Below are 25,797 nucleotides of genomic sequence, written 5' to 3'. Positions count from 1 at the left end.
GTAAGGCCATATCTACAATATCGACTACTGAAGTAGTGACAATGCAGAGTTTGGCAATTGTTTTGCTTGGGCAAGTATGGAAGTACCTGCCTGTTGCAAAATTTGGTTTTTAGTAAGTTGCGTCGTTTCTTTCGCAAAATCAGTATCTTTGATTCGGCTCTTAGACGATTCAACATTTTCTTGAATATTAGACAAGTTATTAATGCTGTGACTTAGTCTGTTTTGCTTCGCTCCCAAATCAGCTCGCTGACTGTCTACATAGGTAAGAGCTGAGTCAATAACACCCACTGCGTTTTGAGAACCTTTAACAGTTGTCACATCAATATCTTGCGTAGTAGTAACTTGAGCCTCTGCGCCGGCAATACCTATCTCAGAAGCGAGTGAACCAGATACATCCAATCCACCAGCAATCTTCGGATTAGCAACGAAGAGTTGTAAGTTGCCGCCTTCACCGACAGATGCTGACAATCTGTCTGTTTGACCATTGATGTAAGTGGCTAATTCTTCTATGTCGTCACCGGCTTTTGCTTGGATATCGATAACAAGCTCTTCGTTCTTATCGTCCGCAGCAAAGGTGAATTTCAGATCAAGTTTATCCGCTGGAACACCCCAGTCGCTGCCTATTACTTTCCCTTCAGGAAGTTCAGCGTTAAAGGTTGCGCCTCCCATTCGAAAGTCATCAGCACGAATACTGGTTAGTCCCATAATCATCGCCTCACCCGAATTAGCACCTATTTGGAAGGCGGCTTCTCCGAACGAACCATTGAGGAGTCGGCGTCCACCAAAAGATGTTGTCTCAGCGATACGATTAAGCTCATCTTGTAACGCGGACACTTCTTCGTTTATGGCCACACGTTCTGACAAGGAGTTAGAACCATTCGCAGATTGAAGTGACAAATCACGCATACGGGTTAGAATTGCCGATGATTCATTCATCGCGCCTTCAGCCGTTTGAGCAATGGAAATACCATCGTTGGCATTACGCATCGCAACATCAAGACCGCGAGATTGTGAGTTCAATCGGTTTGAAATTTGTAGGCCCGCTGCATCATCTTTAGCACTATTAATTTTGTGCCCTGATGACAAACGTTCCATGGACGTATTTAGATTTTCAGTCGCTTTGTTTAAGTAGCGCTGGGACGTCATCGCCGCGACGTTAGTACTTACTGTTACAGCCATTTTTCTGCTCTCCTATTGAGTTCGCAAGCTTTCTGCGAAGCGGTCAGCTTTAGTCTCATTTGGATAAGCACTGACCGTATATTTACTTGCCGAACTAAGTTCCATTTTCACCGCTTAGTTCATTACGTATTCACTTCGTCTAATTACATACATTCAAGTAGTGTGCCACTTTTATATAATATTTGTATTAATTGTTTATATACTTAAAAAACAATTAGTTAATAATACTCATGGCTTTCTATCAATTCAACTTCTTACATTGAAGCTTTAACAAACGGCAATAATTTTCTGTCTATTTATAGTGTGACAACAATTGCCGCTTTCACTCATGTCAAATAACTGTTCACGCTGTCCGCACGTATGGCTTTGGCACATACGGCAATGGAAACTTAGATATAGTTAAATAATGTGAGGTCTTTCGTTTTACCAAAGGCTTTTTGCGATGCCTCTAGTGCAAGCGAGTTCTCGTTAAAATCGATAACCGCTTGTGAATAATCAAGATCTTCGAAGGCACTTTTAGACTTCGCAAGAGTTAACTTAAAGTCTTCATGCAGATCTGTTTGAATATCAAGTGTATTCAAACGAGCACCTACATCCGTCCTAGCTTTGCCAAGATGAATAAATGCCGCGTTGAACTCTTTCGTTAACCGATGCAGTTCTGCAGTGGCTGATGCGTCCGATACAGAAGCGTCTGATAATTCAATCACTTGTTTAAAGCTATCAAAAATATTCACTGTATCTTGCGGTTCGAGCGTTATAGAATCGCCCGCCGTTATCTGACCACGTATCTGTATCGTTAAGCCTTCGTATTTAATGCCTTCTTTAGGATCAAATTCTTCCGTTAATACGGCACTGCCATCTTTATCGAGCTGGTAACCAAATTTTCCGGTTCCCATATCTACAAAAGTAATCTGATATTGAGCATCATCTGTACTATCCAAATTTACCGCGCGCTCTAACAATAATTCTGAGGCGGCCTGTAACTGGTAGTTCGGTTTGTAATTACCAAATGGATTATCAACTTCCATATACAGCTTGCTACCAGGGTCATTTAATGGCATTTCGAGCTGATTAGAAATTTTCATCTTGCGCTGGTAATCATCACCGGAATAGGTGACATTCCCTTCGTTGTCTCGAAAGAAAGGTTGGTTCTTAGGCTTTGTCCCAGCAAAAATATAATTGCCTGATTCATCTTGGCTGTTTGCTAAGTTAAGCAAGTTACTAAAGATCTCTTGCATCTCTCTAGTTTTAGCGATTCGGTCTTCCTTCGAATGCGAACCGTTGATCATTTCCATGACCGTTCTTTTTGCCTGATCAGCATATTCTTCTGAGTTTGCAACCAATACTTCATGATGCTCTAGGCGATTTCGAGTGAGTACGATCGCATCCATGTATTGTCGGAGTTGTTCAGACTGCTGACCCAAATTTTGAATATAATGCGTTGCAAGTGGATCATCACTCGCATTCAGTAATTTTTTACCTGACGCAAGTTGAGCCTGGTTGTGGACAATTTTTGCCTCTTGCCTGCGAAGGTCATTCTGAACCGACTGGTAATTATGAAAACTTGATATTCTTCCAACCATCTAATTACCCTCCTACCGCAATGCCAAAATGGTGTTAAACGTATCGTTTGCTGCTTGCATAATACGAGATGAGGCCATATAGGACTGTTGAAACTTCATCATATTGGCGGCTTCTTCATCTAGGTTTACACCTGATATTTCGGCAACACGTTCTTGAGCCGATTCATTTTCTAGGCGTGCGACTTCTGACAACCTAGAGGCGGTAGACATCTTCAATCCCATATCCGTGTTGAGATCATGGTAAAGCTGTAAAATAGTAGAATTATTATCGTTTTGGGTTTTTGCCGTTTGCATGTCCTGCATTTTGCGCAAATTGCCGTTATCACCTTCTGACGGGGTAAGGTTTGCCGCAAACTTGTCGTTAGCAATGGCACCTGCGGTTAGTTCAAAGGTGGTTCCTTGGACAGTAACGGGTCCAGTTGGTGGATAGTCTTGAGGTGTAAGCAATACTTTGCCATTCATATCTAATACGGCAAACTGATCACCTTGCGGAGAGACAACAACTTGAAATTCCTTCAGCTCGCCCGCAACTAAAACATGGAAGTCAGCATCTCCTTGCTCAAAAGTCATTGAACTCTCATAGCTTTGAGCGGCAATTTTTGCCGGGTCATTCATGACCACTTTCATCTGTTCCGCACCAAAACGTACTGGTCGTAAAATTATTTTTTCACCTGCACGAGGAGAGTTGTTCATCTCAACACGCATGCCATCAACATAAAGGGCAGAATTTTTCGGTTCGACTTGGACGACCTCTCCGGTCGGCTTTATAACGGTATAATCGCTGCCATCATATCTAAGGTGATAATCACCGGCTTTCAACTTAGACATATCATCAATATAAACAGCTAAATCGGCTTGTGAGTTTTTCTCTAACGCCACTCGCGATTTGGCAACACGTTCTGAATTCACATCGGTAAACACATTTGAACCAATGTCACCTCGTAAGTCTAAACCTTGTGCCTGAAGCTCATTAACACCATAGGAAATAGATGTCGCAACTCGTCCAAGTTCATCCTGCACATAAGGGATAAATTCATCACGCATTCTGAACAAAGACTCAAGTTTGCCATCAATTCCGGTATGATTAATCGCTTTTATACCCTGACCTTCTATCAGAGCAAGCTGGCGCTGTTGTGGGTCTGGTGAACCATCAATCATCGTTAATTTGCTCGATTCTACGCCAGAAACTAAGTTGTGCCCGCTACCAATGTGAATATTAAAGCCTTCATTATTGTTGCGAGGCGTAACTGTCACTTTGGTGTACTGTGACAGTTCCTTCACTAACTTTTCATGCTTATCCATTAAGTCATTATGTGGACCTGGAGTGCGCATCATTAACCTATGTAGCTCTTTTATATCACTACCAATTTGGTTAACTCTTTCTACAGCAAGATCAAGTTTACGATTAACATTTGAGGACTGTTGACGAACGGTTTCATAAAACGTATTGAGGTTCTGGCTGATTAAGCCAGCCTTCTCTAATACCACTTTACGAGCGCCCATATCATTAGGTGAATCGGATAGTGTTTTTACTGAATCAAACCATTCATTTATATTCTCTGGTATTTTTTTCGATGCGAGAGAAGAGAGCATACTTGTTAGTTTGCCTAGGTTCTCTTCATCATCTTCACGTAGTGCTTTACTTGTCGTGGAAACATTTAGTTCATTGACGGCAAACTGATCCCAAGAGCGGCGAACATTTTCCACATGAACACCCATACCGTACGTCTCACCACCGTATTGACGAGGCGAATTCGTTCCTTGGATTACCGACTGACGGCTATAGCCTTCGGTATTCGCATTCGATATGTTATGACCAGTGGTGTTGAGTTGTCTCTGAGCGGTCAATACGCTCTGAGTACCAACATTCAACAAGTCCGACGCCATAATGCCCCCAGTGAAACTACTTAAAATGGATGTTTTTAATTAACTTATTGAGTATGTAGCAAGGTGTGTGCCAAGTTGAGTGTTTGAATGGAGGTGACAATGAATACGAGGTCTGATTGTTGATTGTTGAGTCTTGAGTCTTGAGTCTTGAGTCTTGAGTCTTGAGTTTCTAGATTCTAGAATAAAAAAAGAAGCGTCGCCGCTTCCTCCTTGTTACATATTGTCGATTCGTTCTTTTACCTGCAGTACTTTATCCGCATATTTAGGGTCCGTTGCGTAGCCAGCTTTGTGAATGCCACGAATAAACGATTCCGAATTATTATTCTGAGAAAGCGTTGCTTCATATCTTGGGTTTTGGTTAAGGAATCGAACAAAGTCGTTAAAGCTCTCTTCATAGCTATTGTACGAACGAAACGCTGCTTTTTCTTTTACAGGCACGTTGTCATGAAATTCTAAAGTTTGAGTAGCGACTTTCTCACCCTTCCAGCTTCTGTCTGCTTTAATATTGAAAAGGTTATTACTACTACCCAATGAGTTTTGAATAACCTTTTTACCCCAACCAGTTTCCAATGCGGCTTGTGCAATAAGAATTGAAGGATCAACACCGAGTGCTTTGGCCGCTCTATCTGCGTATGGTTGTAAAGTTTGTACAAATTGCTCTGGGCTATCAAATCGACTATTGGATTGGACCTTATTAGCCGCCATAACGGATAGTGCCTCATCGGCAAATTCACCTGCTTTTGATTGATCAACGGGCAAACTGAGTGACGTATCTAACGCAGCATTTCGCATGATTAGCTCACTATCATCACTTTCCGAACCAGCACTTAATTGAGCGACGATCATATCTGCAAGACCCAAAGAACCAGAAGCACTGAGCTCACTGGCCATTTGTTCATCTTGCATTTGACGATAAAAATCTTGATTCTGACTTTTCATTAAATCAGATTCAAAAGCAGAATTTGCGTCTCGCATTGATTTAAAAAGCATTGTGGTAAAAATAGACTCAAACTGCTTTGCCGCTGCTTTTAGAGCCTCTTTGTTGTCACTTTCATCACTACTAACAGCACTTTGACGCAGCTTGTCTAGACTAGCGATATCGTGAACGAAACCGATGTCATTCGAATTATTTATCATCACATTACCCTTAAATAATTATCAACTGACCTTCGATAGCGCCCGCTTGCTTTAATGCTTGTAAGATAGCCATTAAATCTGATGGTGCAGCGCCCACTTCATTCACCGCTCGCACTAAATCATCGAGTGTAAGTCCCGGTTGAAAGTTAAACATCTTGCCTTGCTTCTCTGTTACTTCAATATCTGAATCAGGCGTCACCACAGTGTCACCACCGCCAAAGGCGTTTGGTTGACTTACATTTAGGTTTTCTTTAATTGCAACGGTCATCCCGCCATGTGTAACAGCTGCGGCTTTTAATCTTACGTGCTGCCCCACAACGATAGTACCTGTTCTAGAGTTGACGATAATTTTTGCTGAGCCATCCGCAGGGTTAAACTCAACATTCTCTATAGCCGATAAAAACGCTACCCGTTGGCTTACATCACGAGGGGCTCGAACTCGAACGGAAGTGGAATCGATCGCGGAAGCCATATCAGGACCTAAGAATCGGTTAACGGCATCAGCCATCCGTTGAGCGGTAGTAAAATCAGATTCAACAAGGTTAAAGGTGATAAAGTCGCCACGGCTAAATGGGCTTGGAATCTCACGCTCAACCGTCGCACCACTAGAAATTAAACCAACCGTTGGATTATTACCTACAATCTTAGATCCATCAGCGCCTTCAGCACTAAACCCACTAACAACAAGGTTGCCTTGAGCGATTGCATAAACCTCACCATCTAAACCCTTTAAAAACGTTTGAACTAATGTTCCACCACGTAAGCTCTTTGCAGAACCAATAGATGAAACCGTTACATCTACCTTTTGACCCTGCTTTGAAAATGCTTTTAGTTCAGCAGTTACAATAACGGCGGCGACATTCTTCGTTTTGGGTTTGGTACCAGGTGGCAATTGTATGCCAAAATTTTGCAACATGGCGTTGAAGCTTTGATCCGTAAATGGTGTAGATTCGCCGGTTCCCGGTAGGCCTGTTACTAGACCATACCCGACCAATTGGTTACTACGAACCCCTGCGACCTCTGCGACGTCCTTAATTCGTGCGGCATATGCAGATGTTGCCATCATTGCCATACCCACTATCATTACCATCAATTTTTTCATCGCATTAACCTTATTTTCTGTCAAAACTTCGACTATCCCGCTTGATTAGAGAGAGACATTAAAGAATCGTGCCAAGAATCCAGGTTCTTGCATATCTTGCTGGGTTCCCGTACCAGAATAGCGAATTCTAGCGTTAGAAATTCTATTCGATGCGATAGTATTATCGAAACTAATGTCATCCGGTCGAATTGTGCCGCTTAAACGGATATATTCGTCTCCAGCATTTAGTGTTAGCCACTTTTCGCCACGAATAACCAAATTGCCGTTTGCTAATACCTCAATAACTTCAACCGTAATTGAACCGCTTAAACTATTGCTTTGATTTGCGGTAGCTTCACCACTGAAATTATTGTCATTGCTCATCTCATAAGAGAAGTTGTAGTCACCGATAGTTAGCGGTTGTCCACCTACAGATAGTGGATCCATAGTTGAATCATTACTCTTTGATAGATCCGCATCAGCACTCTTTGCTGCTTTGGTTTGCTCTTCCATCATCACAGTGACAATGTCACCGATACCATGGGGTTTGGAGTCGTCATATAGATTAGTCGCAAAGCCGGTGTTAAATAACGATCCTGTTGCAGCCGCGTAATGTTCTGGCTTGTGCGTAGGATGTATAGGCGCCCAAGCTGGATCTCCCGCTATAGGGTCACTCCGGGTTCTCAAAGAATCAATCAGCCCTGAATCTTCCACGTCAGACTGATCGCCTTCAACCGCATCAACTAGCGTTGTACTCTGTTCAACATCTGTCCCTTCGTCGATTGGAGACATCATCGAACAACCCGACATTGTCATGATTAAAACTAATCCAAATATACGTTTCATAGCGACTTACTCATTTCAATTTATGGTTGACGTTATAACTGCTGATTCACGAAACTCTGCATTTTATCAACAGCAGAAATTACTTTTGAATTCATTTCGTAAACACGTTGAGCCTCTATCATGTTTACCAATTCTTCCGTCACATTCACGTTGGATGTTTCTAACATCGACTGTCTAATAGATCCTAAGCCATCTAACCCAGGCACACCCTCTGTAGGGTCACCACTTGCTCCTGTCGGTAGGTAAAGGTTTTGACCAATAGGTTCTAAACCGCCAGGATTAATAAAGTCTACCGTTGTTATCTGGCCAACTACTTGGTTATCTTGCTGGCCTCTAAGTCGAACCGAAACTTCGCCGTCATTACCAATGGTAATAGAGATAGAGTCATCTGGAATGATGATTTCTGGGTCCAACGAATAGCCAGAACCAGAAGTAACAATGGCACCTTCATCATTTAGAGTGAATTGACCGTTACGGCTATACCCAATGTTACCGTCTGGTAATACTATCTGGAAAAAACCATCACCTTCGATCATCATGTCTAGTGAGTTGGTTGTGGTCTGCGCGTTACCATTGGTATGAATTTTTTGAGTTGCGACAACTTTTGAGCCTGCACCCAACATAAGCCCACTTGGTAGCTCTGTATTTTGTGATGATTGGCCACCAGGTTGATTGATGTTTTGATAAAAAAGATCTTCAAAAACTGGGCGGCTCTTTTTATAACCAATGGTTGAGGCGTTCGCCAAGTTATTTGATATCGTTGAGATGTTCGTTTGCTGAGCATCTAAACCTGTTTTACTTACCCATAATGCCGGATGCATAACTTATCCCCTTTACTTAATCTGTTAGCTCATACGTAGCAGAGAGTCAGAAGCTTTATCCATTTCTTCTGCACTGCTCATCAGTTTTACTTGCATTTCAAACTGACGTTGTATATCGATTAAACTTGTCATTTCGCCAATGGCGCTGACGTTACTGCCTTCAACAGCACCAGTCATAATACTTACACCTGCATCGGCCTCGAAAAACTGATTTGGATCTTTAGCCTTGAACAGGCCATTCGAATCTTTGAAAAGGTCACGATTATTTGGACGAGACAACTTAATGCGGCCCACCTCTTCCATCGCATCTGCCGGTGCACCTTTGGGTAACACAGAAATCGTACCATCACGGCCAATCTCTACCTTTGCTAAAGGAACAGGCAAGGTAATAGGTGCGCCAGATTCATCCAACACTAAATGACCCGTACCGTTGGATAAGAGACCTGATTCATCAATATGCAAGTTGCCGTTGCGAGTTAAGCCTTCTTTTCCTGTTTTATCTAACACAGAGATCCAGCCATCACCTTCTATCGTGACATCGAGATCACGGCCTGTGGTAATCACACTGCCTTGAGAAAAATTTTGTCCTGGACGCTCTGTCATACTAAAAACGCGGGATGGCAAACCATCACCATAAGCTTGCATCGATCGTGCTTGTGCTAGATCGGCACGAAAACCTGTTGTACTCACGTTCGCAAGGTTGTTCGCTCTAAGCTGCATCTCTTGCATATTTTGTTTAGCGCCACTCATGGCAAGAAACAGTGCACGATCCATAATTTCGCTCCAAAATTCAGTTACTGAACCTAATAAAGCAATAGATGTGCCAACTAATTTATAACTTATATAACAATGAGATAAGATGAATTACATTGAATTTGCCAATATATGGCAATGTTAAGAAAGGAAATTTGCCGCCAAAGCGGCAACTATACCAAACCGTTTTAGACGGTTTGGTACCTCAGAGAATTGCGTTAACGAATTTGCAAGATAGTTTGTTGAGTCTGATTATGTACTTCTAGCGAACGGGAGTTTGCTTGGAAGTTACGTTGCGCAGAAATCAAGTCGACTAATTCTTGCGTCATATCAATGTTTGACTGCTCAAGCGTACCGTTAGAAATCGTACCGTAAGAACCTTTGTTAGATTCACCCCAAATTTTCTCACCAGAAAATTGAGTTGAGTCCCACTGAGTGCCACCCTTCTTATCTAGACCTTGTTCGTTTGCGACTCGCACTAGTGCCACGCGTCCTAAAGTGACATTCTCACCATTAGAATAAGTGCCTAAAATACTGCCATTTTCGTCAAAATCTAACTTCGTAAGGAAACCTGTTGTCGCACCATCTTCATCAAACTTAGTCAATTCAAATGGGGCAGCAAACTGTGTTGCACCGTCCAGTTTAAACGACATTAATTGAGTTGGATCTGCACCATTCAAGTCTATAGCGTTTGGTCCTACACCTAACTGCTCAGTAACAATATTATTACCGCTGTTAATACTAGAAAGCGTTCCATCTGTATTGAACTTCATGGTATGCCCCATGTGACCGGTCGCATTCTGAGCATCACCACCAGTAACATTCAACGGCTTTTCACCGACTTTGTCTGTCACTGTATAATACGTTTGCCATGTATTCGGTTGAGTCATATCTTTCAAATAGTACGTCGACAGTTTGTAAGACTGGCCCATCGAATCATATATGGTTGAAGAGGTTGATCGGTTATATGTTTCTTTATCATTGAAATCAAACAGCGCAGGATCTTTTAGGTCACCATTCGCTGGTAGATTCACACCTACATCGACGTTCGCCGTCTGCTTGGGCTTTCCAAACTCAGGTGGAACTTGAAGAGGTGACGGCTCATAAGACAATACATCACCTGTATCCTTGTTCACCTGATAACCCAACAGAAACTCTTCGTTAGAGGTAACCATATAATTATCTTTGTTAAGGTGAAAAGCACCGTTTCGAGTCATTTCATTTTGCTGTGGAACCATACGATCTTTAGACACAGCAAAGAAGCCAGTACCACCGATACGTAAATCCATAGGGTTATTAGTGTATACACTAGAACCTTCATGAAATTGTTGAGCAACTTTGCTAGGTTGAACACCACCACCAGGGGTTGTCTTCGCATTAGTAAATACTGAACTCGAATACACATCACCAAACTCTGCACGAGACTCTTTAAAGCCGAAAGTGTTTGCGTTCGCAATGTTATTACTGGTTGTATTTAGATCCAATTGAGCAGCGGATAAACCGCTTAAAGCTACATATGACATTTCAATTTCCTCTTATCTAGCTAGCGTTCTACGCTTTGCCAACTTCTAGTACTTCAGCAAGTTTAACTGGCGATTCAAAGCCAGCCAGATTAAGCAGTACATTCCCATCACCTTTGCCTAAAAGAACACTATTCACATTCGCATAAGTCGAAACTTCAAACTCTGTGCTTTGTCCTTCTAATAGGCCACCCGCTTTTACGTTGTATTTGCCGGCAGGCATAGGAACACCGTTTTCGTCTTTACCGTCCCATTCAACACGGCTATCTCCGGCAGGCTTAGCACCAACATCAAGTGTTCGTACTAGTTGACCAAGTTCATTCTCTACTCTGACGAAAAGATTATCGACAGATTGAGGTAACTTAACCATCGCCGCCATACCGGCGTTATCCGCTTTAATGCCCGCAGCACCAGGTACCAACACATCTCGCCCTACTAGCGTTGAAGCTTGTAATGCTTGATTAGATGTCATCGATGAATTTAAGTTTTCAAACTGTCCATTCATCTGATTGATGCCGTCAACGGTCGCAAATGAAGCCATTTGCGCAATCATCTGGTCATTGCTGACCGGCTTAAAGGGGTCTTGCTGAGCAAGTTGCTTAGTGAGCAGTGATAAGAAATCCTCTTGCTTGAGTTCTTGCTTACCTGTTGTCTCAGTAGGCTTATTTTGCTCTTGAAGTGCTTTAAGCTGGTCTACATAGGACAAGCCGCTCTGACCAACGTTGTTGATTGCCATTACGCTATCTCCTTATCCCTATTGACCCATCTGCAGCGTACGCAGCAGCATTTGTTTACTTGCATCTGCAACCTGAACATTCGTTTGATATGAACGGGAAGCAGAAATCATGTTTGCCATTTCTTCCATTACATTAACGTTCGGCTTGTATATATAGCCTTCGTCGTTAGCAAGTGGATGATCGGGGTTGTATTCCGCCTGAAGAGGCTTATCGCTCTCTACAATACCTAACACTTTAACAGGGACATTATGGTCACCGTTAAAACGTGCCTTACTCAACTCTGCGCCAAACACTGCATGACGAGCTTTATATGTTTCTTTAGCTGAGCCACTTATGCTATCTGCATTAGCAAGGTTACTTGAGGTTGTATTTAGACGAACAGATTCAGCACTCATCGCAGAACCAGTCACATTGAATACGTTAAATAAGCTCATCTAGTTATTCCCCTCTAATTGCCTTAGTTAAGTTCTTAAATTTACCACCTAAGAAGTCTAGCGACGCTTGGTGTCTGATCTGGTTTTGCATAAACAAGTTACGCTCCAAATCCACATCTACAGTATTGCCGTCACCAGTATCGGGCTGTGTAGGAACACGGTATTTCACATCCCCAGTCACGTTGGATGAGGCAGCAATATGCCGCTCATTAGTACGGTTAAGACCAAAGTTTGCCTCTGACGTTGCCGTCTGAAGTGCTCTTTGAAAATCCATTCCTTTCGACTTATAGCCCGGCGTGTTCGCTTGCGCAATATTAGTAGAGATAACCTCTGCATTGCGCTCACGTGTACCAACAGTATGTTGGTGAATGCCTAAAGCATTGTTAAAAGAAATAGTCATGCCGTACCTCTACCATCAAAATGACTTACTACTGAAATAAAAAGCAATCTTCATGCCAATAAATTACAACACGTTAATTTCTTCTCTTTCAGTGACACAACGAATTGTTGCATGTAAACATTTGCATAAATTGAGCCAAATAGTTTTTACTTGTTTTGAAATGTCGATTTAAGAATAGCGGAAATTTTTAGTAGGGGCGATTTTTATGAGGAGGGGGTCGCGGTTAAAGTCATTCTCACCATCCTAAAACAATAAAAAAGGGCTTACGCCCTTTTTTATTGTTTTAGGATGGTGTATTACTTCAATTTATAAATAATACCTGGGTTACATCGTACCATTTCAAAACGATCAGTCAGCCCAGTTAACGATTCCGAAGCACCCAGTAATAAATAACCACCGGGATTTAGAGAATTTGCAATTGAGTTAAGCACCTGAGACTTCATATCAGGTGAGAAATAGATCAATACATTTCTACAAAAAACAATATCGAATTTCCCTAATAACGCATAGCTTTCCATCAAGTTTTGAGGCCGAAAATTTACAAATCGCTTAACGTTATCTTTAACCTTCATTCTTCCATCACCAGCATCTTCAAAAAAAGTGCGCCTACGTTCAGGAGAAAGGCCTCGGCCAAGGGCAAGATTATCGTAGACACCATTACGACACATATCGAGCATACTGGCGGAAATATCCGTCGCGGTAATCGAAACGTTCGGAATTAAACCTGGTTTCTTCTGTTGAGTCTCCAATATCGTCATTGCCATTGAATAAGGTTCTTGCCCAGAGGAACTCGCTGCTGACCAGATCTTAATCGGTCTTTTACGCGCTGCTGCCTCTGGTAACAGCTTTTCCGCTAGCACGGTAAAAGGATAGCCATCACGAAACCATAACGTTTCATTCGTAGTCATCGCATCGACCGCAGCAATCCGCAACTCGCGATTTCTGCCTGTGACCACATTTTTCAATAAATCAGATAACGAACCGAGTTTAAATTTATTGACTAACGGGCTCAAGCGACTGCGCACAAGATATTGTTTGCTGTCGCCCAATACGATGCCGCATTGTGATTCCAAAAATCGGCTAAACTCCCGGTACTCTTGATCACTTATCGTAATAGCTGTCATTAATGTCTCTTTATTATTTTACTACTGCTGCTTTTACTGCTGCGCCTAACTCGTCAGGATTAAACTTAGCAATAAATTCATTTGCACCTACACGTTCTACCATAGCTTGGTTAAATACACCACTCAGAGAGGTATGCAAAATGATATGTAGATCTTTCAGATCTGGATGCCTACGAAGTTCCGCTGTTAGTGTGTAACCGTCCATTTCCGGCATTTCTATATCAGAAATAACCAAAGAAATCTGTTCGTATATGCTGCCTTCCGAGGCCATTTCTACGAGTTTATCATACGCCTCTTTACCATCTTTAACTGCAACGGCTTCAAACCCAATAGACTCAACGGCTCTTTGTACTTGTTTTCTCGCTACGGTAGAGTCATCAGCAATCAATATGCGACGCACAATCTGCTTTTGGGATTCTTGCTCTGCATCGGCAATTTCTTGCGCGATATCTGTACTCATTTCCTCTTCTACTGGGGATATCTCAGCTAAAATTTTCTCTACATCCAATATCTCGACAAGCTCATTGTCTATATTTGTCACCGCAGTTAGATAATTGGCACTACCAGCACCGTCCGGAGGAGGAAGAATCGACTCCCAGTGCATATTTATTATACGTTCAACAGAGGTAACCAAAAAGCCCTGAACCGTTCTGTTAAATTCAGAAATAACCACAAAACACTTTTCTGGATCTGCGGTTGGTCGTCCACCAATCGCTAAACTTAAATCTATTACCGAAATCGTATTACCACGGATATGTGCAACACCAATAACAAGTGGGTTTAAGTTAGGCATCGATGTCAATCGAGGACATTGGAGTACTTCTTTCACTTTAAAAACATTTATACCGTATCTTTGACGTCCCATTAGTCGAAACGTCAGTAATTCTAGCCTATTTTGACCTACTAATTGTGTACGTTGATTTACTGAATCCATAATACCGGTCATAAACTCAACTCCATTTAAAAACTTCTGAATAAAAAAATGTTAACCTAATTGAGCCATTTTACAATAAAGCACAATATGGATGCTGTTATAAGGGAATTCTAATATGTATTTTATCTCTATATGTAAAGCTTTATACAATTCTCTTGATAAATCTATCGGTTTTGTCGTGTTTTTCTTTAGTTTTATTTCATATGCTGCGACAACTGAGCAAATAGAGTTAATTCAAAAAGCCGCTGAAGATCACGTAATTAGCGTTATGCAAGTCCCCATCGACGGCGCTTTAGTCGTTTCGGCAGCGAATATCGACTCAAGAATAAGAGCCACTAACTGCCCTACGCCCCTCACCACGTCCTCGACATCTAAAGGTCACTCATCAAGTAACATAACGGTCTTAGTAGAATGTAAGGAAGACGCTTGGCGAATTTATGTTCCTGTACGCACTAAACTCTCTTTACCATTGGTTACCGCGAACCGTTCACTCATCCGAGGTGAAATCATAAATAAATCTGATCTGACTATATCAATGATAGAACTGAATTCTTATCGCCGACAGGGTTTTGATGCAATAAAAAATGTAGCGGGCGCAAAAATGAAAAAAATGTCCGAATTGGAGAAGTAATTGAACGAAATGATATTTGTGTCGTATGTAGAAATGAGAAAGTGATCATCAAAGCCCTAAAAGGTGAACTTACTATTACCACCAAAGGTACAGCACTCTCCGATGGTTCCACTGGTGACCAAATAAGAGTGAAAAACGACAAGTCTAAACGTATCGTTGAAGGCGTGGTTACTGGAATAGCTGAAATTACAGTGTATTTTTAGTTCACTTTCTCGCAAACTGGCCGATATTAAATATAATAAGAAAATAATGAGAAAAAGGGCAACAAATAGTTAAAGTTCATGCTAAGTTGGCCGATACTCCATATATGACATTTACTAAATACGCGAAAAGGCTTCTATTATGGCAGGTATAGATAATATTCGTTCGAGCCACACAATGACCACAGGTCGTAGTACTGCTCGTACTGAATCTGGATCTTCTAACTCTGACTCAGTGAAAGAATCTAGAGGCAGTAAAGATTCGGTTTCCCTAAGCCAACAAGGAAAAGCCATCGGACAACTTCATCAAGATATGGCTTCTCAGCCGAGCTTTGATAGTGCCAAGGTAGCGGCAATCAAAGAAGCAATTGCAAATGGCTCTTACCGTGTTGACCCGGAGAAGCTAGCTGATAATATGATGAAATTTGAAAATGAATTAGGTGGGCTGTAACACAGCCCGACTTATCCCATGGCAAAACTTGTTGATTTAGTTAATTACCAATTAGAAAACGCACAGCATCTTTCTCTGTTATTAGAGAAGGAGAAAATCGCGATCACCTCACGCACATCTTCTGACATTGAAACGCTAGCAAAAGAAAAGCTTCAACTGATTACTCAACTTCAGCAAAGCGATGAACGTATCGCAAGCCATACAGATATCGAGCAATTAAAAACGGATGAGACACTAAAATCTAAGGTCGAATTAATTCGGTCTGTAATACATGACTGTCAACAAGCAAACGAAGTTAACGGTGAGGCTCTCCAACGCGCGCAACTGAGTTACAATAAACTCAATAATTTGATGCAGCAGAGCCGAGGGAAAATAGGAATGACTTATACTTCCGGAGGCCAAACATCAACGGTTTCCACACTCGGAACTAATATTAAAGCGTGATTTTCTTGTTGCATCAGTTAAAGCGAGAATACTGAAATCAAAAAAACGGCAAAGTCTGCCGTTTTTTTTGTATCTGGAGTTTGTGCAATTGATCAATAGAAAATTAAAAGAGTGTTTGCTGGCGCTTTGAAGGCACCTGCTGAACTTCACCATAATTTTTTAATCTGTCCATTTTAGTAATGTCTAGTTCAAGCTCTGTCACATAACTATCACCAACAGGATAACTACGAACCACTTCCGCTCCGCGAATAACGCCATCTACAGCGCCAGAGGTCAGCTCTGTTCCCAACCTTTGGTCTTGCAAGTTTGCTCGGCCACTGACACGCATACCGTAGATTTGTTCTGCCAATTCACGATAAGCATCAATCTTAGAAGCACGCATTGCTCTAATGCGTTTCTCTTCATTATTCTGACCTTTTTGCTCGCTAACGCTAGCATAACCTACCGCTGTTAGCACGTTGTCTCCGTCCATATCTTGAAGCGGTTGACATCCCGCAGCAATCAGCACAGAGGCAATTAGTAATAATTTTTTCAAAAACATAATAAGCTCCTATGGACGCAAAATGATGGTATTTTTAGATGTTCGCGTCGGATCTGAACGAATAATTAAACCGTCTTCCGTCCGAATAGTATTCAAGGTATCTAAATCCCGGCCAATACGGTCCGCAGGAAGGAAGCCTTGTGCCGTTGCTACAACGATACGGCTACGCATTGCCACTACTCTCGCATTAACTAACACGCCACCTTCTTGACGCAACATTGTGCCCGTCAAAACATAGGTTACCTGCTGCTCTTGAGCCAAATCTTGCCAGTCACGACTTAACGCGAAGTCGCCTTGCTGCGTAACTCTTATAGAACCAGTGGTTTTAAAGTCCACTACCTGAAAGCCACGTTGTTGAAGCTGGTATATAAATGCTTCAGACACTGAATTGCCGAGCCAACTAGATGTGTCTAATTGCTGCAGATCCACAAACGAAGTCACTGCTATAGGAGTTCGTGCAGAAATACTGGTGTTGGTTACAACTAATTCATCTGTCAAGCTTTCCACAAAGAAGTCCATCGTATGACGAGGGTTTTCCATCAGCATAAACCGACTTCCTGCATAAGGTTCTTTACCATTGTAAATGGGTGCGTATGAACAGGATGCTATAAGCATACTCACTACTGCAATAAACCATTTTTTCATTATCTTGATCTCCAGATATACTTGATGCCGTATGTTCTTCAACAATGTTTAACTCTCTTAAGCCATTGTGGAACAATCTTTGCTTTTCAATATTTGCCTATAATGAAAATTGACATCTTAAATCAGCTACCAAAACATTAGTTAGCTTACAAAACAACAAGCAAGAACTATACCCAAATGGGAAAACATAAATGAAAAAAATAAAATTTAAGTCGCTGGTCGTTTTAATATCGCTATTTTTTAGCCAGTTAGTGTTTGCAGAGTGGTATGAAGTTAATGGCTCTTCAACCTATGTATCTTCAGAGGAAACAGCTCGGGTCCATGCATTAGAAGATGCCATATACCAAGCGATGAAATTCTCTGGCGCAGATATTGGTTCACTCAGTACGCTAAGGCCATTCTTAGAAGAAAAAAGAGTGAATATCAATTTACTAACCATGAAGTCCGGTACATTAGGGTTCTAAGCTCCAAGTCCGATAACGGCAATATGGTATTGCGTGTTCAGTTAGATATCTACCCTTCGGCAACAGGTTGCCATGTCGACCAATATAAAAAGACATTCTTAGTCGGGAATATCGACCTACTTTCTCCACAACAAGCCGTCATGGGACAGATATACGACATTGGAGACGACTTCAGTCATGTGGTTAACCGTCAGCTTAGCCAAGAGTCGATCAGTTTTGTCTCTGTAGGTACTACGGACTACGAAATCGATAAGCGCAACCCTTCGATGCTTCAGATGATCGCTCAAGATTCCAATGCACAATATATCATTGGTGGTAAAGTAACTGACTTAACGGCAACGGTTGACCAAAAGCTACTTAGAGATGACGTCATCAACCGTCAATTTGCCTTAGAAATGCAAATCTATGATGGTAAAACTGGCCAAGAAGTCTATAGCCGTGCTTATCGAGAAGTAGCAGTATGGGGGTTTCCAAAAACCAGTCAGGTTGATACGCGAAGTGCTAGATTCTGGGCTTCTACATATGGTCAAATGCTGTTACGTGTGAGTCGCAATATCATGCTCGATCTAGAATCTGAACTCTCTTGTAAAATCACATTACCTGAAGTGGTAGATATTCGCGCTGACAAAGTGACTATAAATTTAGGCCGAGTTCATGGTGTAGAAGTTGGGGATAAATTGCAGCTATGGCACACAGGCTCCTTTATCGATCAAGCAGGGCTGCCTAGAAACAGAGTATCTCAGAGTGAAATAACGCTAACGGTCAACCGAGTCTTTGACCAAGAAGCGGAGCTAATTATCGATCAGCCACAGTTAGTACAGAGTGTTCAGATCGGTGATGTCATGCATAAAGAGATTCGTTAAGTTAACGTTGATAGCATAAATACACCTTAGCGTTCAGTGAGCTAAAATCATGAATACTAATGTTAAAACATTAAGACCGAGAAGACGTTAACCTCTTCTCGGTCATTGAAGTTATTCGGTTTTAAATTGATTAGACAAACTTTGTAGCTTATCGGCAAGCATCGTCTGCTCTTTTGCCGCCAAGGCAATTTGTTCGCCGCTACTCACGCTTATATCGACACTGTTACTTATGCTTTGAACATTAGAGGAAATATCCGAGCTCACAACAACCTGCTGCTCTGCTGCTGTGGCAATTTCTGTTGCCATTTGGCGGATTCGATCAATCGAAGCAATGACAGAATTTAATGTTTCCTGGACCTCTGAGGATTTAGTTACGCTCGACAGCGCAAGCCCTTTTGTACTGTTAACCTTTTCAAAAGCACTGTCACTATCTTGCTGAAGCTTTTTAACCATCGCCTCAATTTCTTGTGTCGAGTCCTGTGTTCGTTTCGCAAGTGAACGTACTTCATCTGCAACGACTGCAAAGCCGCGACCATATTCACCAGCTCGTGCCGCTTCTATCGCGGCATTTAAAGCAAGAAGATTTGTCTGCTCTGCGATCCCTTGAATAACATCAACAACACCCGAAATATTGCTGCTGCTTTCATGAAGCTCACTTATCGTAGAAGACACACTGTCTATTTGAACCGATACCTGATTGATAGACTCCGTTGACTCTTCAACTATTCGACTGCTATCAGAAATCAAATGATTAGCGTGATTAGCTTCGTCAGATGTAACATTAATATTTCGAGCAACTTCTTTAATTGAAACACTCATTTCTTCTATTGCACTGACTACCTGTAGTACTTGTTTCTGCTCTTCTTTAAGGCTAGCCGCACTTTCATTTACGATAACTTCAGATTCTTCTGCCGCCGTCGCCAACTGCTCACTAGAACTCGCGATAACATGCACTGCATCGGTTAGCGAATCCAACATTGTATTTAAGTTGTTCGCAATAGCGCCTAACTCATCGTTACTGGTTACTTCACTACGCAAAACCAAGTTCTTATCTGCGGCATAAGACATCGTGTTATTCAAACACAAAACTTGTTTCGATAACCCCCTCATCAGAGCCAAACTAAAATAACTCGTCACAACCAACAGCACTGTAGACAAAATAAGAAAAAACCAAAATGCACGATCTTCTGTATTTACTATTTTTACAGAAACTTTGAGTATTTCCGAAGTTAGCTTTTCTTCTTGTTCTTTTAACAGGTTGATTCTATTTGTCGAAGCGGCAAACCATGATTCCGCATTCTGATTTAAATCATTCGCGTAAGCTTTGGTTCGATATTCTGAAACATCTTTAAATGGTTGTTGTTTTTCAAGTTGCTTAAACGAATTTATATGTTCGTCTGTGGCGTAGATTTGAAAAGTAGCCAAATAACTATTTTGTTCACTGACTAGTTGGATGAATTTTTTAAACAGTCCAGGAGCGAACTCTCCCTGTCCAAACGTATTGCTTAATACCGCTCTTTCTATGCCTGCTCGCTCTTTACCTTGAAGAAACTCGTAATAAGCAGCTAGAGAACGACTGATATCTGCCACTTTCGATATACGCACAGCTAACCCCGGCACAGATAATAACTTTGCATTAAGAGTAGTGTAATATTTGAGAGCATCACCGATAGGAGTTGAAAGCGCGCTAATACCTGTTCTCATCGATTGAAGGCTCGCTATCATTTTATTGGCATCATCGACAACAGACCAGAGTTGCGAGTGTTTCTTCAAATTAATACTATTTTCACTAAGGTAGCTTTTCAAGTCCTCGAGCCTTTTATCTGTCTCTTTGCGCTGAGTCGGCAGATTTGAAACAAATTTTGCACCTTTAGAACCGATATAACCTGCAGACATACCTCTTTCTTTTTGTAGTTCATGTACAAGTCGGCTATTAAAAGCCGATAGTTCCACAAAGTTGTAGATATCTGCCGCTGAGTTTTTTGAGTCATTCGTTTTTATTATTTTTGTACCTGAAAAATAGCATAGTGCTACAAGCAAAGGCAGAATGACCAGCATAAGCTTTTGTCTGACGTTGAGTTGCATATAGTTTTCCACTGTTGTTCATTCAATTTTGTAACGACCGAATCTTAAATTTCATTAAAAGTTAAATTTAAAACGTGATATGTGTACCTTTTTGCTTCTCCAGCCTTGCATTGATACTGCAATTGCATTTTAGGTCAGTTCTTGAAAGTTTGCGTAAATCGCTCGTAATTCACGCACTTAAACAGTCAAAAACAACAAAGCCATAGAATTTATAAAAAATACTTATATAATCAGGGGATAACACGTCCCCTTAGTTCAGCTGGATAGAACAAGGACCTCCTAAGTCTTAGACACAGGTTCGAATCCTGTAGGGGACGCCACTTCTTTATAAAAAAATCAATTGATTAATTGAACCTCAATGACATTACCTTACCATCGATACTTTGCTGAATTGACAACATTATCATTGCTGAGAATTGACCAGAATAATACCAAATAGGTACTTGAACATTTATTTGATGTGTAATTTGTTTTTGGGGAGTTTATTCCAAATTTGATAACAAATAGTTTTCACGACTCATTCCAAACTGTCTACACCCATTAACATTTGCAATGTGACATAAAAAAAGCAGCTAACGCTGCTTTTTTTATGTCACATTTAACTTACCAATTAATCACTGCAAATTTCCGCTAAAGTATTAAGCCTTTTATCAGACTCTTTTACATAGGGGTTATTGGTATCCCAAGCATAACCCGCTAAAATTGCACAAATCATCTGCTTGATCCTCGGGTTTGCATTTTCATAAAAAATGACGTGTTGCAACTTACCCGAATACCAACCGTCCACATACGTTCTAAAGGCATCTACCCCTATTTTAAGTGGGTTAGAATACTCCATATCCCAGTCAACAATATGACCCAAACACTGCTTTTCAACACAGTCTGCCGCTAACTTGGCTGACTTCATGGCAATGGTTACACCAGAAGAGAACACAGGGTCTAAAAACTCGCCAGCATTACCTAACAAGGCAAACCTTTTCGTTGCAAGAGTACTTACATTCGCGGAATATCCGACTATTGCGTTGGCATCATTAACAAACGCTGCGTTAGATAATAACTCGGCTAACTCAGGTGCTTCACCAACCATTTTTTTCAACACACTAAGGTTATCATCACCATATCTTTCGAATATCTCGGGTTCTCCTACTACACCGAGTGAACAACACCCATTTGCGAAAGGAATTAACCAATACCATACATCTCTGTTATCCGGATGGACAGTCACTAGGATCTTATTCCTATCGTAATAAGGCTTGTTCAAACTACTATCAATATTGTCTTCGATATGAGTAAAAATTGCTTGTCTTGGTGGCAATCCTGACGGTGTTTCTAACGCCAATAACTTAGGTAAAACGCGGCCAAAACCGCTGGCATCTAACACAAAATCAGCATCAATTTGGTACATTTCTCCTAGTTCATTTGTTACTGACAAAATAGAGCATTCGTCCAATACTTCGATGGATTGCAACTCATGCAAAAATCGAATCTCTACTCCTTGTTTTTGAGCTTCATCGGCTAAGACCTTATCAAAGTTTGCTCTTTGCACTTGAAATGTCGTACCAGGGCCTTCGGTGAATTTATCTTCAAAATTAAATTCTTGATATTGATTACCCAATCGAAAGGCAGCACCATCTTTATACTGAAAACCGGCTGCAGCGACGGCATCCTCCATCCCTGCGAGTTCTATCAGTTCCATACAGGCCGGAAGTAGGCTTTCACCTATTGAAAAGCGAGGAAAAACCTCCTTTTCAATAACAACAATATCCAAGCCTTTCTGCTTAAGCAGGGATGCAGCTATCGAACCGGAAGGCCCAGCACCAATAATGACGACTTGTCTTTTTTCACTTTTCATTTCAGACGTTGCTCAGCTTTAGTTCATATTCGTTTAAGCGGCGACAAGTTTCAGCAACGTATGCCCAAGGCCAATATCGTCAGTACGTTTTTCAACAGCAAACCCTGCTTCTTGGACTATCTCCAAAAAGTCTTCACTACGATAAAAGCGGCTATTACCATTTGCTAAACAAGTAAAATAGAGTGACGTTGCATTCAAGCTATACGACGCAGCATCATACTTTTGTGCATCCCAAAACAACTCCAATATATAAACAGTCGCGTTTTGGTCCATTGTATTACGAACTTTCTTCAGAATATTCAGTATTTCCATAGGAGAAAAACAATCTAAAAATTGACTCATCCACCAAACGTCAGCGCCTGAAGGTAGACTCTGCTGCTTATCGAGCATATTCGCTGGGTATGGTGAGATTCGTTCTTGAAAACCATTTTCCTCAGCATTTTTCATGGCCATCTCAAGCTGTTGCGGTAAGTCGACGATAGTAACCTTAACCTCGCTGTCATAACGACAGCACTGCATAGCCCATTTGCCCGTGTTACCGCCAATATCAACAAGATGTTTTGGTTTAGCCGCAAAAACCGTATCTAACAATATTGGAAACGAACGATCTGAATAAAAATGGTCAAACGCAAACCAACTCTCTTTTGCTTTTTCAGGGAGTTTGGAAAGGCCTTGATAAATCGTCTCCCAGTCTCCTAACTCTTTCAACCCAGCAGGTGTACCTTCTTTGATTGCTTCGGTCAGGTGCATCATCGCTGCGTAACAAACATCCGCTGTAAAATCCAAGTTAGCATTAGTCATCCCATCATGAAAAATAAAGTGACCAAGGTTAGCCAAAATATAATTCGGTTTATTCCAAAGCACGATATTCGCGCTAATGGCCATATCTAACAATACCTTGACACCATATTCTGATACTTTCGAACGGTCCGCTATCGCAACAGCATCCAGTCCACTCTCTCCCGCATCATCGAGAACCTTGAGTATGCCCAAATCTCTTAATGTTCTTGCTGTGTGAAATACTATAGGCGCAAAAGCGAGTTTTTGAGCTTCAGTTTTCGCTTCTAGAGCGTTAAATGGATCTTTAGTAAAATTTGACACAAATAGACCTAATTAGTTACTTAATACAATGATAGAAATTTTGTTTAATTTGAATTAGCAATGACAGATATCTTCTTCTGAATATCAACGTTCAAATTATTTACCCACCGGTTATAATTGCGGTGAATATTTCCTTTAGCGTCTGCTTTTAAGTTCTCAGAACTAACATACAAGATAGAAAAAAACTTTTCCGAATATGGCACTCGGATGGTCGCTTTATGAGTACGAGCCATGAACTCGAGTTCAACTTCATTACTTTCTGCTTTTTTTACGACCCAACCGCGACTTACAGCTGAATCAATAATCGCCATCTTCACTTGTTTCTTTTGAAGATCATAAGCAACTGGGGTATTCTCAACGTCCATGATAGGCTGAACGCGACCACAGCCAGCAAGAACTAACACAAAGATTAGAGATACAAATATCTTAAGAAATTTCATCGTTACTACTCCTGTAAACCAGTCAAAAATTAAAAACATCAGGCATAGTATTAAGATAGTACCCACACAAATCAACAGTATATGACTAATAATAAAAATATTATCAATTTTACAGTGGACCAATATTATGCGCTTTGCGAAAGCCTCTCGTCAGCAGATGACTGGAAAGCGTGGTTAAACGATTCGGAGTTTAGTTCCTCTAACAAAACTCCCGTTAATCATATCCCTGCAATGATGCGCAGACGGATGAGTCCTCTGAGTAAAATAGCGGTTCAAGTGGCACTAGAATTAATAGAACAACACGATATTGGCTATATTGTTTTTTCTAGTCGACATGGTGAACTGCCAAGGACTGTGGAGCTAATAAAATCTATATTAGTTGGAGATGACGCATCGCCTATGGCATTTTCCCAATCCGTCCATAACACGGCAGCAGGATTAACGACTATTGCCACTAAGCAGGCTATCCCTGTCACTTCGCTTGCCGCAGGTCAAGATACCTTTCAGCAAGCATTAATCGAATCGTTCACCTATTTATCTGAACCCGAATTAACGAAGAAAAAAGTACTGTTAGTCGATTTTGATGCTCCACTGCCTAATGAATACAAAGAGTTTGAATCCGAGCTCTTTGCAACATACGCTGTAGGCTTGGTCATCTCAGCAGGTACAGCATTTAACGTGACATGGCAAAGCAACAATAATAACCAACTAACGACTAAAAACGATACTTTACTCCCTCAATCAATCGAATGCTTTAAGCATTTGCTAACCAACAGTCACTCATGGAATATCTATTCTAAACGCATCTTATGGGGTTGGCATAAAAGTGAGTAATTTGTTACATCAAATCTGGTTAAAAGTGGACCAGTGCTGGCGTATATTCAGTACTGGTTTTTGCTTTGCTCTTTTTGGCATTGGCGGACTTATTCTAAGTTTTATCTTAGTTCCTATCATCCAGTTGTTGTCCAAAAACAAACAATGCAGTGAGTCTCGGGTTCAACGCCTTATACAAATCACGTTTGATCTGTTTTGTAAGATTATGAAGTTTACTGGAGCTATTGATTATAAAATCACTGGAGCAGAAAAATTAAAACAAGATAAAGGCTGCTTAATTGTAGCCAATCACCCTAGTCTTATCGATTATGTTTTGATTGCTTCTCAACTAAAGCAATGCGATTGTTTAGTCAAAGCCGCAATATGGGACAACCCCTTCATAAAGCGTATAGTTCAAGCCGCTGGCTACATCCCAAACAAAGAGCCGGAAGAACTATTTGCACAGTGCAATGAGAAGTTCTCAAATGATAATGTTCTGTTAATCTTTCCCGAGGGTACAAGAACCATCCCAGGTAAACCATCTAAACTACAAAGGGGGCAGCGCAAATTGCCGTCCGTACAAAAGTAGATATGAGAGTCATTCATATCACTGTAAAACCCAGTTTTTTGACCAAAAATGCAAAATGGTACCAAGTTCCTACAACTAAGCCCTTTTTTCATGTCGAAGTGAGAGGTAAAATAGCGATTGGTCCATTTCTTCAACAGGCTAATTCCAATGCATCAGCCGCAAGAAATTTAAACAAACATTTTGAAGAAGTACTATTTGAAAAATAAGAGGATTTAATCCTTTAATCAATAATAAGCAGGTCA

23 protein-coding genes, 1 tRNA gene and 3 pseudogenes are annotated in these 25,797 nt (G+C 41.1%); 7 read left to right on the top strand and 20 right to left on the bottom strand.

Annotated features, from left to right (window positions below; all coding sequences use genetic code 11):
* Window positions 1-24: 24 nt before the first annotated feature.
* The 14 genes from PGX00_RS06290 to PGX00_RS06225 form a co-directional block, all read right to left on the bottom strand.
* Window positions 25-1,179, bottom strand: coding sequence for a flagellin (locus PGX00_RS06290; protein ID WP_272133751.1), 1,155 nt, complete (start codon window positions 1,177-1,179; stop codon window positions 25-27).
* A gap of 389 nt (window positions 1,180-1,568) precedes the next feature.
* A complete protein-coding gene (gene flgL, locus PGX00_RS06285; RefSeq protein ID WP_272133750.1) occupies window positions 1,569-2,762 on the bottom strand; it encodes a flagellar hook-associated protein FlgL in 1,194 nt (397 codons plus the stop codon).
* 12 nt (window positions 2,763-2,774) lie between these two features.
* On the bottom strand, window positions 2,775-4,649 hold the full coding sequence (flgK, locus tag PGX00_RS06280; RefSeq protein ID WP_272133748.1) for a flagellar hook-associated protein FlgK: 1,875 nt from the start codon (window positions 4,647-4,649) through the stop codon (window positions 2,775-2,777).
* Between the two features lie 213 nt (window positions 4,650-4,862).
* Window positions 4,863-5,786 carry a flagellar assembly peptidoglycan hydrolase FlgJ gene (flgJ, locus tag PGX00_RS06275; RefSeq protein ID WP_272133747.1) on the bottom strand — a complete coding sequence of 308 codons (924 nt, stop codon included), beginning with the start codon at window positions 5,784-5,786 and terminating at the stop codon, window positions 4,863-4,865.
* A gap of 10 nt (window positions 5,787-5,796) precedes the next feature.
* On the bottom strand, window positions 5,797-6,876 hold the full coding sequence (locus PGX00_RS06270; protein WP_407702380.1) for a flagellar basal body P-ring protein FlgI: 1,080 nt from the start codon (window positions 6,874-6,876) through the stop codon (window positions 5,797-5,799).
* A gap of 57 nt (window positions 6,877-6,933) precedes the next feature.
* Window positions 6,934-7,713 carry a flagellar basal body L-ring protein FlgH gene (flgH, locus tag PGX00_RS06265; protein WP_272133743.1) on the bottom strand — a complete coding sequence of 260 codons (780 nt, stop codon included), beginning with the start codon at window positions 7,711-7,713 and terminating at the stop codon, window positions 6,934-6,936.
* Between the two features lie 32 nt (window positions 7,714-7,745).
* The gene (gene flgG / locus PGX00_RS06260; protein WP_272133742.1) at window positions 7,746-8,534 is read right to left on the bottom strand and encodes a flagellar basal-body rod protein FlgG; all 789 of its coding nucleotides are present in this window, start codon (window positions 8,532-8,534) and stop codon (window positions 7,746-7,748) included.
* Between the two features lie 24 nt (window positions 8,535-8,558).
* Complete coding sequence (locus PGX00_RS06255; protein ID WP_272133741.1) at window positions 8,559-9,308, bottom strand: flagellar basal body rod protein FlgF; 750 nt, start codon at window positions 9,306-9,308, stop codon at window positions 8,559-8,561.
* 197 nt (window positions 9,309-9,505) lie between these two features.
* Window positions 9,506-10,810, bottom strand: a complete 1,305-nt coding sequence (flgE, locus tag PGX00_RS06250; RefSeq protein ID WP_272133740.1) for a flagellar hook protein FlgE — start codon at window positions 10,808-10,810, stop codon at window positions 9,506-9,508.
* 28 nt (window positions 10,811-10,838) lie between these two features.
* Window positions 10,839-11,543, bottom strand: coding sequence for a flagellar hook assembly protein FlgD (locus PGX00_RS06245; protein WP_272133739.1), 705 nt, complete (start codon window positions 11,541-11,543; stop codon window positions 10,839-10,841).
* A gap of 18 nt (window positions 11,544-11,561) precedes the next feature.
* Entirely contained in the window at window positions 11,562-11,978 is a 417-nt protein-coding gene (gene flgC / locus PGX00_RS06240; RefSeq protein WP_272133738.1) for a flagellar basal body rod protein FlgC, read from the bottom strand.
* A 4-nt stretch (window positions 11,979-11,982) separates the two neighbouring features.
* The gene (flgB, locus tag PGX00_RS06235) at window positions 11,983-12,378 is read right to left on the bottom strand and encodes a flagellar basal body rod protein FlgB (protein WP_272133737.1); all 396 of its coding nucleotides are present in this window, start codon (window positions 12,376-12,378) and stop codon (window positions 11,983-11,985) included.
* Between the two features lie 296 nt (window positions 12,379-12,674).
* On the bottom strand, window positions 12,675-13,502 hold the full coding sequence (locus PGX00_RS06230) for a CheR family methyltransferase (RefSeq protein WP_272133735.1): 828 nt from the start codon (window positions 13,500-13,502) through the stop codon (window positions 12,675-12,677).
* A 13-nt stretch (window positions 13,503-13,515) separates the two neighbouring features.
* A complete protein-coding gene (locus PGX00_RS06225; RefSeq protein ID WP_272133733.1) occupies window positions 13,516-14,448 on the bottom strand; it encodes a chemotaxis protein CheV in 933 nt (310 codons plus the stop codon).
* 103 nt (window positions 14,449-14,551) lie between these two features.
* Between PGX00_RS06225 and flgA the strand changes: the two are divergent.
* From flgA to PGX00_RS06210, 3 genes and pseudogenes are all read left to right on the top strand, one after another.
* Window positions 14,552-15,270, top strand: a pseudogene (gene flgA / locus PGX00_RS06220) (flagellar basal body P-ring formation chaperone FlgA).
* A 139-nt stretch (window positions 15,271-15,409) separates the two neighbouring features.
* The gene (flgM, locus tag PGX00_RS06215) at window positions 15,410-15,718 is read left to right on the top strand and encodes a flagellar biosynthesis anti-sigma factor FlgM (protein ID WP_272133732.1); all 309 of its coding nucleotides are present in this window, start codon (window positions 15,410-15,412) and stop codon (window positions 15,716-15,718) included.
* 18 nt (window positions 15,719-15,736) lie between these two features.
* On the top strand, window positions 15,737-16,162 hold the full coding sequence (locus tag PGX00_RS06210) for a flagella synthesis protein FlgN (RefSeq protein WP_272133730.1): 426 nt from the start codon (window positions 15,737-15,739) through the stop codon (window positions 16,160-16,162).
* 103 nt (window positions 16,163-16,265) lie between these two features.
* Here the strand turns inward: PGX00_RS06210 and PGX00_RS06205 are convergent, their stop codons facing one another.
* Together PGX00_RS06205 and PGX00_RS06200 are read right to left on the bottom strand one after the other, a co-directional pair.
* Window positions 16,266-16,703, bottom strand: a complete 438-nt coding sequence (locus PGX00_RS06205) for an LPP20 family lipoprotein (RefSeq protein ID WP_407702340.1) — start codon at window positions 16,701-16,703, stop codon at window positions 16,266-16,268.
* Window positions 16,704-16,712: 9 nt separating this feature from the next.
* Window positions 16,713-17,348, bottom strand: a complete 636-nt coding sequence (locus PGX00_RS06200) for a FlgO family outer membrane protein (RefSeq protein WP_272133729.1) — start codon at window positions 17,346-17,348, stop codon at window positions 16,713-16,715.
* Between the two features lie 191 nt (window positions 17,349-17,539).
* Here PGX00_RS06200 and PGX00_RS06195 point away from each other — a divergent pair.
* A pseudogene (locus tag PGX00_RS06195) lies at window positions 17,540-18,675 on the top strand (flagellar assembly protein FlgT).
* 111 nt (window positions 18,676-18,786) lie between these two features.
* On the opposite strand, the gene PGX00_RS06190 reads toward PGX00_RS06195, so the two are convergent.
* A complete protein-coding gene (locus PGX00_RS06190; protein WP_272133728.1) occupies window positions 18,787-20,760 on the bottom strand; it encodes a methyl-accepting chemotaxis protein in 1,974 nt (657 codons plus the stop codon).
* Between the two features lie 244 nt (window positions 20,761-21,004).
* Between PGX00_RS06190 and PGX00_RS06185 the strand changes: the two genes are divergently transcribed.
* Window positions 21,005-21,080 (top strand) — tRNA-Arg (locus PGX00_RS06185).
* A gap of 290 nt (window positions 21,081-21,370) precedes the next feature.
* Here PGX00_RS06185 and PGX00_RS06180 read toward each other — a convergent pair.
* The 3 genes from PGX00_RS06180 to PGX00_RS06170 are packed head-to-tail and all read right to left on the bottom strand — an operon-like array spanning window position 21,371 to window position 24,153.
* On the bottom strand, window positions 21,371-22,612 hold the full coding sequence (locus PGX00_RS06180) for an NAD(P)/FAD-dependent oxidoreductase (RefSeq protein ID WP_272133726.1): 1,242 nt from the start codon (window positions 22,610-22,612) through the stop codon (window positions 21,371-21,373).
* Window positions 22,613-22,645: 33 nt separating this feature from the next.
* Window positions 22,646-23,713 (bottom strand): methyltransferase, encoded by a 1,068-nt coding sequence (locus tag PGX00_RS06175; protein ID WP_272133725.1) that lies wholly within the window; start codon window positions 23,711-23,713, stop codon window positions 22,646-22,648.
* 44 nt (window positions 23,714-23,757) lie between these two features.
* On the bottom strand, window positions 23,758-24,153 hold the full coding sequence (locus tag PGX00_RS06170; protein ID WP_272133724.1) for a hypothetical protein: 396 nt from the start codon (window positions 24,151-24,153) through the stop codon (window positions 23,758-23,760).
* Window positions 24,154-24,234: 81 nt separating this feature from the next.
* On the opposite strand from PGX00_RS06170, the gene PGX00_RS06165 reads away from it, so the two are divergent.
* Together PGX00_RS06165 and PGX00_RS06160 are read left to right on the top strand one after the other, a co-directional pair.
* A complete protein-coding gene (locus PGX00_RS06165; protein WP_272133723.1) occupies window positions 24,235-24,987 on the top strand; it encodes a beta-ketoacyl synthase chain length factor in 753 nt (250 codons plus the stop codon).
* A 13-nt stretch (window positions 24,988-25,000) separates the two neighbouring features.
* Window positions 25,001-25,761, top strand: a pseudogene (locus PGX00_RS06160) (lysophospholipid acyltransferase family protein).
* The last annotated feature ends 36 nt before the right edge of the window (window positions 25,762-25,797 follow it).

It is taken from the genome of Vibrio algarum, from assembly GCF_028204155.1.
Classification (GTDB): Bacteria; Pseudomonadota; Gammaproteobacteria; order Enterobacterales; family Vibrionaceae; genus Vibrio; species Vibrio algarum.
Note: the sequence above shows the minus strand (reverse complement) of the source record. Positions and strands in the feature narration are given on the sequence as shown.